The organism is Candidatus Neomarinimicrobiota bacterium, from assembly GCA_041862535.1.
Classification (GTDB): Bacteria; Fidelibacterota; Marinisomatia; order SCGC-AAA003-L08; family TS1B11.
This window is the reverse complement of record JBGVTM010000225.1, coordinates 18,761-30,288: the sequence shown is the minus strand read 5'-3', so window position 1 is coordinate 30,288 and position 11,528 is coordinate 18,761. Positions and strand designations below refer to the sequence as shown.

The following is an 11,528-nucleotide window of genomic DNA, read 5'->3' as shown; positions in this document are numbered from 1 at the left end:
CCACCTTCACCCTGGACGGCGTCGTGTTTGAAAAGCGTCCCTTCAAGCTGTACCTGTTCAACGGCGGCTATTACCTGGTGGGACTGATGATCATGGGGGCCCTCCTGGGCCTGTGGCACTAGACCAGCGATATCTTAAGACGCTTGGAGGCGACTCCTCCCCGTCTATGCCAGCATAGCAACCGGCTCGCTGGTCAGCTAAGGGACCGCAGCTCCTCTTCCCGCTTTTTAAGCAGGGCATCAATCTGGGCCAAGGTCCAGCCGTCCAGCTCACAGTCGGCGGCGGGAGCGGTCTCTTCAATCTGCTCCGGTTTGCGGGTCCCGGTGATTGCGCTGGTCACCTCCGTCCTGCGGAGGACCCACGCCAGGGCCAGCTGGGCCAGGGTGAGATCGTGGTGTTTAGCAATGGGCCTCAGGACCTCCACGGTCTTGAGATTAATATCCACTTCCGGCTCCTGGAAGAAGGAACTCGTGGTCTTGCGGAAGTCATCGTCGGGCAGGCTCTGGATGCGCTCTTTGGTAAACTTGCCGGTGAGGAGACCGTTTTGCATCGGGCTGTAGGCCACCACCCCAATGTCATGCTTGCTGCAGTAGGGCAGGATATCTGTTTCCACGTCCCTTCTTAGCATGTTATAGGGGGGTTGAAGGGAGGCAATCGGATAGATGGCGCCCACTCTATCCATCTGCACAACGTTGAAATTGGATACCGCTGGATAACGGATCTTGCCCTCACCAACCAGTTCGACCATCGCGCCCCAGGCTTCCTCAATGTCCTCATCGGGATTAGGCCAGTGTATCTGATAAAGGTCGATATAGTCGGTATGTAACCGCCGGAGGCTGGCTTCAGCTTCCCGGCGTATGCTGTCAGCCTTGAGATAGTTCGTGATGCGCCGCTCATCATCCCAGATAAAGCCACATTTAGTAGCAATCACCACCTCATTACGGAGCCCTTTGATGGCTCTACCCACCACCTCCTCTGAGCGCCCCAGCCCATAGACCGGAGCCGTATCAATCCAATTGATCCCCATATCCAGGGCTTTATGGATGGCTTTGATGGAATCCTGATCCTCCTGCGGCCCCCAGCCGAAGGCATAATCTCCCCCACCGATGGCCCAGGCACCAAAGCCAATCGTAGTCAGCTCAAGCTCGGTCTTGCCCAGCTTCCTCATCCGCATCTTGTTCTATCCTCCTACCATAAGCGCTTCAATGATACTCGGCGATCACACCGACCAAGCCTATTCATTAGTTACACAAGGATTAGATTCAGGCTCGACTACCGATCAGATAGCCAACTCTCCGGCCAACTAATCCGACCTCAGAATCCAGTTAGTCCTGAGGAGTGGCAAACTTCAAGCACATGCTGCGATACTCAGGTTCATAAAAGAACTCTTTCTCGTTAAAAGCCGGCTTCAGTTGGTCCAGCCAGGAAGCCTGAGGATCGAACTCGGCAAAGAATGGATGATGCACCCAGTCTGGGTTCCGACCCTGAAGGAAGCGCAGGATGAATACCCGCTCACCGCGGATCACCGAGACACCCTGGACTTCCACCTTTCCAGGACCCGCACTCATGGTTGGGCCCCGGGCGGTGCGAGCGAGACCTGAGAGCCGCCTGATAGCACGACGGTAAATATGCCACCCCTGGGCTAACGGCACCTCGAAGTAATGCCGCGGTCCCGTATCACGCTCTACGAACATATAATAGGGCACCATACCCAGTCTCACCTGGGTTCGCCACATTCGAGCCCATACGCGATTATCATCATTGATATGCGCAATTAGCGGGGCTTGTGTCCGGATGACGGCACCCGTATCGCGAACCCGACGAATAGCTTCTCTGGCCACCGGTGGGTCCAGTTCCCGCCAGTGCGTGATATGAGCCATGAGCGCCACGTGCTTTCCATTCCGAACGAGCCGCTCAAACAGCCGCAACAACTCATCCGCGTCATCACCAAGAAAGCGGTATGGCCAGTAGGTTAAGGCCTTGGTACCAATGCGGATATTCCGCAGATGCTTAAACTCAGGCGCCAGGAGCGGCTTGATGTGCGCCGCCAGGAGCTTCGTCTTCATGACTAAAGGATCACCACCCGTCACCAGCAGGTCAGTGACTTCCACGTGCTCCTTTAAATATTGGTGTAAACCAGCTGCCTTATTGGCTGAGAAACGCAGCCCCTTGTAGCCCACGAACTGGGGCCACCGGAAACAAAAGGTGCAGTAACTGTGACAGGTCTGGCCCTGGCTCGGGAAAAAGAGCACCGTCTCCCGGTATTTGTGTTGCACACCCGGCAGCGGCTCATCATCGATTTGCGGTACATTCATCTCCCGCTGTCCTGCCGGATGCGGATTTAAATCTGAATAGATCTCAATGGCTGCTTTGCGGAGTACGTCGCGGCTGGCATTGGCCCGGAGGAGGTCTGCCATACGGTTGAAATGCGCACGCGAAAGCATCTCTGGCTGAGGAAAGGTTAGCTGAAATATGGGATCATCCGGAATGTTACTCCAATCGATGAGTTCATTAACCACATGCTGGTTCACCCGAAAAGGCAACACATGGGCCACCACCCACATGGCAAAGCGCCAGTCCTCAGGCAAATGCCGTAGCGGTGCTATTTGGTCTAAATTCCGCCTCGTATAGACCTTTAAATGCAGCACCTCGTCCGCCAGCGAGGCAGCCTGTGCTCGCTTTTTGTACTCCACTACAGTTGACATATCCTACCCCCAAGGAAATTCTGGTAAATACTTGAAAAAGCGCATCGGTATTGAGGGAATCCACCGCCCAAGATTATAACGCCTGTGGCAGCTCCCAACCGGGAAGCGCTACGAGCTGCGGTCTCACTTTTTAAGCGCGCGTTAAGATACCCGGGGAACAGCTCGCCAGGCTAAGATTCGGTCCCGGATAGCGGCTCGGGTTTTGCCAGATCCCTTAAGGGCGTCTGCTGAAGAAGGGCCACCAATCCCCGGTCCAGCTCCTCCAGCGCCGAATTCGGCATCCGGCTAAGGGCTTCTCTAAAGAGCCCTTGCTTCGGGCCCGGGGCTTGATCTAAAAGCAATCTACCCGCATCGGTAAGGGTCACGCGCACCTCACGCTGATCGGAACTCCCCCGATTGCGGCGGATAAGTCCCTTCTCTTCCAGTTTGTCCAGCAGATTACTGGCTGTTGATAAATGAATAGACAGGGCCCTCGAGAGATTAGATATCCGGATACCTGGTTGATATGCCACTTCCCGCAACGTCCACAGCTGGGTAGCGCTCACACCACATTGACGCTCCACCCACCGGGAGTGGTCCCGGATAATACGGAAAGCGACACGCAAGTTGCGAATAACGTTCCGAGCCTGATCCTCAGCCCTATCCTCGGGCGGTCTTTCCAACACAGGTTCGGTCACAACCGCTGGTGCCGCCAGATCTACATTTGAATTCGTAGCTAACATCGAGAAACCGGGTATATGTTCCGCTCAATTACTTTTGTACAATAGTAATTTGTCCATCACGAGCCGAAAATCCAACCACTTTTGGCTCTCGATACCCCCTGCGACCACAAATAACTGAAATTCACTGTAAAGGTATTGGGCAGGCGAATGAGATCCCTCAGCTTCTCGACCGGCGAATCTCCCAGTGATCCAACACTTCCTGGCCCTTAACAACGGCGTAACGATCAAATAGTGCCGCCGTGAGGCAGGAGTGGTTAGGGAGGATTCGCACTCTGGAACCAACAGACAGGTCTGCCAGGTCTTCAGGGCTTGATCCCTGTATGATTCCGTGTTCCTGCGAGAGAGCCCCTACCAGCAGGGAAGAACGAATTGCCAACGGGGTCGTTTCAGAGACAACGGCCCCTTTGCTGGCTTTTTCCTCAAGGTGGCTCGGCCCGGGATCAAGAGATAAGGCCAGCGCCCCGGCATCCATAACCAGCCAGTTGCTATTCGGTTGGTTCGAAACCACTGACGCAAGGACTGTGAGCGCACAATCCTGCAGCCGGCAGCTCCCCAGGACCAGCAGGGTCCGGTCATAGAACACATAGCTACCGGGACGAATTTCCTGGACGCTTTCCAGATTACTGACCACTGATACTGTCGGGGTAGAGCCAATACTGACCATACTCACGGCCGTTCCATCAGCGCGCAACCTATCAGCCAGGCGAACCAGAACGTCCCGTTCCTGGCTGGCAATGGTCTCAAGTTGCTCCTGCGAGGCCGCATGATACGCATGGCCGGCATGGGTGAGCAGACCGTCAAAGCGAAGATGGGCAGCCCCGCTAAGGAAGCGCGCCAGCTGGACGGCATAGTCACCGGTGGGATCCACACCGGCCCGGTGGTAGCCGCAATCCACTTTAATCCACACGTGAACCTCCTGGCCGCGAGAAGCGGCAGCAGTCTCCAGGGCCTCAGCGGTGGACAGATCATCCAATGTAAGCCGCAGCGTCACGCGCTCTGCCAGGTTCAGGGCCCGGTCGACTTTCCCCGGCTCCAGGGGAAAGGCATAGGTGATGTCGTTAAAACCGGCGGCGGCAAATATTCCCGCTTCGACCAGGGTAGCCACTGTTAGTCCCTGGGCACCACGATCCCGCTGCATCCGGGCAATCTCTACACACTTGTGAGTCTTGATATGGGGGCGTAGTGCCACTCCCAGGGAGCGAGCCCTGGCGGCCATTGTGTCTAAATTGTGCTGGAGCGTCTCCAGGTCTAAAAGCAGGGCCGGAGTAGGTAAGTCACAAACGTGCACAGAGTTAATTTACGGTCTGAATTGTTTCATGGCTGATCAGTTCTTTCCCAATCAGCAGGCTGGCACTATTAAACTTTGTCTATGATTCTTACGTGTACTGCCTGCGAGGCTACCCACTCTCCCCACCAGCTCCAGACCATCTGCCAGCGCTGCGGCCAGCCCCTGCGGGCCGACTACTTCTTCACCCCGGGCCAATTCACACCCGACGACCTGGAAGATCTCCCCAGCCTCTGGCGATACCATCTCTTCTTCCCTTCCATATCGCAAAAGCACCGCATATCCCTCGGCGAAGCCAACACCCCTTTATTAAAGCTCGATTTCCAGGGGCGCAGGATCTATCTCAAAGACGAGACCGCCAATCCCACCGGGTCTTTTAAGGACCGGGGTATGTGCCTGGCCCTATCGGTTGCCCGCGCTTTAGGAGTTGAGCGCGTGGCCCTGCCATCTGCTGGGAACGCCGCCGTAGCCGCAGCCACCTACGCCCTGGCAGGCGGGCTTGTCTGCCGGGTCTACCTACCGGAATCCGTCCCAAAATCCTTCATCCATGAAATCCGCGACACTGGTGCGGAAGTCATCCTGGCGGGCGAGACCATTGCCGCGGCAGGCGCTGCGATGGCAGAGGCACTGGATGCCAGCTGGTTCAATATCTCAACTCTCAGAGAACCATATCGTGTAGAGGGAAAAAAGACCATGGGCCTGGAGATCTCTGAGCAGCTTGGCTGGGATTTGCCCGACGTGGTGGTCTATCCGGCCGGTGGAGGCACCGGCCTCATCGGCATCTGGAAAGCCTTTCAGGAACTGCAGCGCCTGGACTGGATTCGAAAGCCACTACCGCGGATGGTAGCCGTGCAGGCAGCGGGCTGCGCGCCGGTAGTAAAGGCCTTCCATGCGGGCGCTAGCCGCATAACACCCTGGCCCAATCCATATACCCGCGCCTTAGGGCTCAACGTACCGGCACCGCTGGGCGGGGCCTGGATGCTGTCAGTGTTGAGAGAAAGTAACGGAACCGCGGTAGCGGTCGCCGAAGAAGATATCCCCGCCTCACAGGCCAGGCTCCAAGAGATTTCAGGCCTCCCAGCCGGGCCCGAGGCGGCCGCGGCCTGGCGGGGCCTGGAAATCCTTATCGCTAACGGATGGATCAAGGAGCACGAGAGCGCGGTGGTTCTAATCACCGGCAACGACCAGCGATACTGCTAGGGCCGCTCCCCAAACAGCGCCCGCCCAATGCGTACATGGGTGGCACCCTCCTCCACCGCCAGCTCGAAGTCATCTGTCATACCCATGGACAGATCAACACAGGTGGGGATTGTAGCTTGCACAGCATCCCGCACCTGGCGGGCAGTGCGGAAGCAGTCCCGCAGGCGCTGTTCATCAGCAGTAAGGGGAGCAATGGTCATAATTCCTGCGATCCGGAGTTGCTCCACCGCTGCTACCTCGTCAGCCAGCCTGAGCAGCTCGTCGGGATCAAAGCCGAACTTGGCTTCATCATGACCAGCATTAATCTGCATATAGATCGGCAATCCTGCTTTATCTTCCTCCTCGGCGATGCAGTCCAGGCGGTGCAGAAGCTTTAGCGAGTCCACCGACTCGATGCAGTCAAACAGCTGGACTGCTTTCCTGGCCTTGTTGGACTGCAGATGGCCGATGAGGCGCACCTCGCACTCGCGCCTCTGGGGAAACCGGGGCAGCTTGGCGGCCGCTTCCTGAACCCGGCTCTCGCCAAAAATGCGCAGGCCCCCTTCGTAGCCCGAGACCAGCGTCTGCACCGGGAAGGCCTTGGTCACCGCCACCAGGGTGATCCTGGGAGCAGAGTTGCTGCTACCGGCTCTGGCGGCGGCGATGCGGGCTTGTACCTCCGCTAAAGCCTGGGGATTGAGAATACCTGCCGGGCTATCGCCTGCCATCATGGGAATAATTTAACGCGCCCAAACCCAAGGATTTTCCAAAAACAACTCCCTGGGATCTGATGTTCTTCTTTAACCGCCGCTACCGGCCTGCACCTATCAGCGAGGCACTACAATACCGCCAGCAGGGCCCAGACTGACCCCATTAACTCCGCCAGATAAATCAGCAAAATAATAGCCCCAACTTATCCATTCAAGATACAGCAAATGAAAGTAGAGCTTTAAGTGCTGAGGCTTATTTATAGTAAGAATAACGGGTGCCGATATCAGCTTACTGGCACCCTTTATTCAACGGATTTGTTGTGGAACGAATCAGCCGGCTATTCGCTATTCGCCTTCATCTGACCATTGTCGCCTGCCTTACCCTCCTCCTCCATCACCCGCGAGATGGAGGCAATCCGCGCTCCCTCGTCCAGGCGGATAACCCGTACTCCCTGTGTATTCCTTCCAATAGTACGGATATCCTGCACCGGCAGGCGGATCATAACCCCCCTATTAGTAACAATCATGAGATCGTCGGTATCCACCACTTCCATCAGGGAGACCATCGGGCCAACTTTCTCAGTGGTTTTCAGAGTAATTATGCCCTTGCCTCCTCTATGCGTGATTCTGTACTCCATTACGTCGGTGCGTTTGCCATAGCCATTCTCAGTCACTACCAGAACCGTCCCCTCCCGGCGGACTACTATCATACCCACAACATAATCCTCTTCACCTGCCAGCTTGACACCAATAACACCCCGGGTCTTACGGCCGGTAGGTCGGACATCACTTTCATGGAACCGGATGGCCTTCCCATTGCGCGTACCGAGGATAATATCGTCGCTGCCGTGCGAGATTTTGGCCTCGATGAGCTCATCGCCCTCCTGTACATCAATAGCATAGATGCCCTTCCGCCGGGGATTACCGTAGGCGCTGAGAGCGGTACGCTTGATCAAGCCCTGCCTGGTGGCCATGACAATAAAATGCTCGGCATTAAAATCCCGCACACTGACAAAGGCGTTCACCTTCTCCCCGGATTCGCATTCCACGAGGTTAACAATAGCCCGCCCCCGTGAGAGGCGCCCCGCCTGGGGGATCTCGTGAACCTTCCGCCAGTAACACTTGCCCCGGTCAGTAAAGAACAGGATGTAATCATGGCTGGAGGCAATGAACAGGTGCTCTACGAAATCATCTTCCCTGGTCGTAGCAGCCTGCATACCTCGCCCACCCCGGCGCTGACGACGCCATTGACTGCTGGCCGAACGTTTGATATACCCATTATGGCTGATAGTTATCACCATGTCCTCATCGGCGATCATATCTTCCACCGAGAAATCGGCAGCCGCAGAAACGATCTCCGTTCTGCGCTCATCGCCATAGCGCTCCCGAACTTCCTCGAGTTCCTCCTTGATAATGGCCATCCGGAGACCCCGGTTCTCCAGAATGTTCTTGAGCTTCTCAATGAGTTTGATGGTTTCGCGATATTCCGCCACTACCTTCTCTACCTCAAGGGACGTGAGACGCTGCAGCCGCATATCAAGGATGGCCTGGGCCTGGCGCTCCGACAAGGTAAAAGTTTTCATCAATCCCTGGCGCGCTACATCAGGGTTGGCCGATCCCCTTATAAGGGTGACAACTGCGTCAATATTGTCCAGGGCTATCTTCAGGCCTTCGAGAATATGGGCTCGTTCCTCCGCTTGGTTCAGCTCATATCTGGTTCGACGTACCACCACTTCGTGGCGGAAATCAATGAAGTGAGTAAGCAGCTGCTTCAGGTTGAGAATCTTCGGCTGGCCATTAACCAGCGCCAACATAATGATGCCATAGGTCTCCTGAAGCTGGGTGTGCATGTAAAGGTTATTCAGGACTACCTCTGGTACTGCATCCCGCCTTACTTCAACCACCATGCGGACACCGTCCTTGTCCGACTCGTCTCTCACGTCGCTGATACCTTCCAGCTTTTTGGCTCTCACCAGCTCGGCAATGCGCTCGATGATCAGGGATTTATTGGTCTGATAGGGAATCTCGGTAATGACAATTTGCTCCCGGCCACCGCGCGCTTCCTCCACCGTTGCCCGGGCGCGAACTGTCACTTTGCCCCTACCGGTCTGGTAAGCTTCCTGGATACCCTCTACACCCAGGATATAGGCGGCGGTGGGAAAGTCCGGGCCCTTGATATGCTCCTCAAGCTGGTTAACACTGAGGTCAGGATTATCAATCAGCGCAATTAGACCGCCGATCACCTCATTTATGTTATGGGGCGGTATCTTGGTAGCCATACCAACGGCGATACCTTCCGACCCATTGATAAGCAGACTTGGAACCAGCGCCGGTAAAACCGACGGCTCCTTGAGAGTATCATCAAAGTTGGGAACGTAATTAACCGTATCCTTGTCCAGATCCCGCAGCAACTCACCAGCAATGCGGCTCATCCGCGCTTCGGTATACCGCATGGCCGCGGCACTGTCCCCGTCTATTGAACCGAAGTTGCCCTGGCCATCCACCAGCGGGTAACGCATCGACCATGGCTGGGCCAGGCGTACCAAAGTATCATAGACCGAAGCATCACCGTGGGGGTGATACTTTCCCAAAACATCCCCGACAATACGGGCACATTTCTTATAGGGTCTGTTGTACGCCACACCCAGCTCCGACATGCCATACAATACCCGACGGTGGACCGGCTTGAGTCCGTCGCGCACATCCGGCAACGCTCGGCTGACAATCACTGACATGGAGTAATTCAGATAGGACTCGGATACCTCGTCAGTTATCTCGCGGGGTTCAATCTTATCTCGTGTTGTATCCATTTATTATTAACCCTTCAATAAAGGGCAATATATCAGTCGGGAATACCCTGCGTGCACCTGTGACTCAGCGGGGGCATCTACGCCTGGCTGGCATGTACTCGCCAATCTATATATCCAGAAAAGTAACGTTTTGAGCGTTCGCTTCGATGAATTCGCGGCGGGCTTCCACATCGTTGCCCATAAGCCTGGAAAACAGGCTTGCAGCACCGGCTGCGTCCTCAACGGTGACTTGAAGCAGGGTCCGCGTCTCAGGATCCATGGTAGTAGACCATAACTGCTCGGGATTCATCTCACCCAGACCCTTATAGCGCGTAATTTCGCTTTTTACTTCTCTGCCAGCAGACTTTTTCAAACTTTTAATATGATAATTACGCTCATCATCCGAGTAGGCATATAGCTCCTTCTTACCATGACGGATTCTGTATAACGGGGGCTGAGCGATATAAATATGCCCATCATGGATCAGCTGTTCCATTTTTCGATAAAAGAAAGTCAGAAGCAGGGTGCGTATATGGCTGCCGTCCACGTCGGCATCGGTCATAATGATAATCTTATTATAGCGGAGATTATCAATATTGAAGTCTGATCCGCTGCTGTCACTGCCATTTTCATTGTCACCCCCGTAACCTGTGCCCAGGGCAGTAACGATCGCCTGAATTTCATTGTTGTTGAGCAGCTTGTCATCACGATGCTTCTCCGCATTAATGACCTTGCCCCTTAATGGTAATATCGCCTGGAAGCGTCGGTCCCGCCCCTGCTTGGCCGAACCACCAGCCGAGTCTCCTTCCACCAGGAAGAGTTCACAGAACTCGGGTTCCCTATTGGAGCAGTCCGCCAACTTGCCCGGAAGGCTGGCGGTGTCAAGAGCACTTTTGCGGCGAATCAGGTCCTTTGCCTTGCGGGCTGCCTCCCGAGACCTGGCTGCCAGCTCAGCCTTTTCAATAACCTTCCTGGCTACTCCTGGGTGTTGTTCGAAATACTCAGAAAGCCCTTCCATGACAATCGAGTCACATATACCCTTCACCTCGCCATTACCCAGCTTGGTCTTAGTCTGACCCTCAAACTGGGGATCAGCAACCTTCACAGAGAGTACCGCTGTGAGGCCCTCACGGACATCCTCTCCACTCAGGGAGAACGTTCCCTTGCCGCCCCTGCTGTTCTTAAACAGATTGTTCTTTATGGCATACTGATTTAAGGACCGTGTCAGTGCGGCTCTAAGGCCTGCTAAGTGGGTGCCACCCTCAACTGTGTTGATACAATTAACGAAGGTAAAGATGTTTTCGTTGTAGCTGTCATTATATTGAAATGCCAGTTCTACTGGAACGCCTTCTTTTTCGCCTTCAATATAAATCGGTTTAGGAATCAACGCTGTGCGTGTTGCATCCATGTGCTGAACAAACTCGATCAGGCCACCCCTGTACCGATGTACCCGGCGCTGCTCCCTGCCTGGTCGTTCATCAGTAAGGGTAATCTCCAATCCTTTGTTAAGATAGGCCAGTTCTCTTAGCTTTTCATCTATTATGTCAAAATCAAATTCACTTATCCGAAAAACGCTTTCATCAGGTTTGAACCTGACTGTTGTACCCGTCTTTCTTGTCTTTCCCTTCACCGCTATCGGGGTCTCAATTTTGCCGCGCTTGTAGCTCTGCTCATAGATTTGTTGATCGCGATGAACTTCCACCCGGCACCATTCTGAGAGAGCATTAACAACTGATACTCCCACGCCATGAAGGCCACCCGATACTTTATAGGAACCTTTATCAAACTTACCGCCGGCATGCAGTAAGGTCATAACCAGCTCCAGCGCTGGCCGCTTCTCCTCTTTATGCCAGCCAACGGGTATGCCCCGGCCATTATCAGTAACCGAGCAGCTGCCATCGCTTTGAAGAACTACCTGAATCTTATCGCAAAAACCGGCCAGGGCCTCATCTACCGCGTTGTCTACCACCTCGTTGACTAGATGGTGCAGGCCTCGCTTACCTGTATCACCAATAAACATCGCCGGTCGTTTACGTACCGCCTCAAGCCCCTTTAGGACGGTAATCTTATCAGCACCATAAGCGCTTACATCGCTATTTGCTTTATCCGTCATTTTCTTTCCTAAGCCGGTAGTAGCC

The 11,528-nt window shown here is 54.8% G+C and carries 8 protein-coding genes; 1 reads left to right on the top strand and 7 read right to left on the bottom strand.

The window, feature by feature from the left end; genetic code table 11:
• Nucleotides 1-193: 193 nt before the first annotated feature.
• The 4 genes from ACETWG_08325 to ACETWG_08310 form a co-directional block, all read right to left on the bottom strand.
• On the bottom strand, nt 194-1,174 hold the full coding sequence (locus tag ACETWG_08325) for an aldo/keto reductase (GenBank protein MFB0516596.1): 981 nt from the start codon (nt 1,172-1,174) through the stop codon (nt 194-196).
• A 151-nt stretch (nt 1,175-1,325) separates the two neighbouring features.
• Nucleotides 1,326-2,705 (bottom strand): KamA family radical SAM protein, encoded by a 1,380-nt coding sequence (locus tag ACETWG_08320; GenBank protein ID MFB0516595.1) that lies wholly within the window; start codon nt 2,703-2,705, stop codon nt 1,326-1,328.
• Nucleotides 2,706-2,875: 170 nt separating this feature from the next.
• Nucleotides 2,876-3,427, bottom strand: a complete 552-nt coding sequence (locus tag ACETWG_08315; protein MFB0516594.1) for a MarR family winged helix-turn-helix transcriptional regulator — start codon at nt 3,425-3,427, stop codon at nt 2,876-2,878.
• Between the two features lie 157 nt (nt 3,428-3,584).
• On the bottom strand, nt 3,585-4,715 hold the full coding sequence (locus tag ACETWG_08310) for an alanine racemase (GenBank protein MFB0516593.1): 1,131 nt from the start codon (nt 4,713-4,715) through the stop codon (nt 3,585-3,587).
• A gap of 81 nt (nt 4,716-4,796) precedes the next feature.
• Between ACETWG_08310 and ACETWG_08305 the strand changes: the two genes are divergently transcribed.
• Entirely contained in the window at nt 4,797-5,912 is a 1,116-nt protein-coding gene (locus ACETWG_08305; GenBank protein MFB0516592.1) for a threonine synthase, read from the top strand.
• Here the strand turns inward: ACETWG_08305 and ACETWG_08300 are convergent.
• The 3 genes from ACETWG_08300 to gyrB all read right to left on the bottom strand — a co-directional run bounded on the left by ACETWG_08300 (nt 5,909) and on the right by gyrB (nt 11,503).
• On the bottom strand, nt 5,909-6,622 hold the full coding sequence (locus ACETWG_08300; protein ID MFB0516591.1) for a YggS family pyridoxal phosphate-dependent enzyme: 714 nt from the start codon (nt 6,620-6,622) through the stop codon (nt 5,909-5,911). The two genes, ACETWG_08305 and ACETWG_08300, sit on opposite strands and share 4 nt — an antisense overlap.
• A 317-nt stretch (nt 6,623-6,939) precedes the next feature.
• Nucleotides 6,940-9,411 (bottom strand): DNA gyrase subunit A, encoded by a 2,472-nt coding sequence (gyrA, locus tag ACETWG_08295; GenBank protein MFB0516590.1) that lies wholly within the window; start codon nt 9,409-9,411, stop codon nt 6,940-6,942.
• 106 nt (nt 9,412-9,517) lie between these two features.
• The gene (gene gyrB / locus ACETWG_08290) at nt 9,518-11,503 is read right to left on the bottom strand and encodes a DNA topoisomerase (ATP-hydrolyzing) subunit B (GenBank protein MFB0516589.1); all 1,986 of its coding nucleotides are present in this window, start codon (nt 11,501-11,503) and stop codon (nt 9,518-9,520) included.
• Nucleotides 11,504-11,528: the final 25 nt, after the last annotated feature.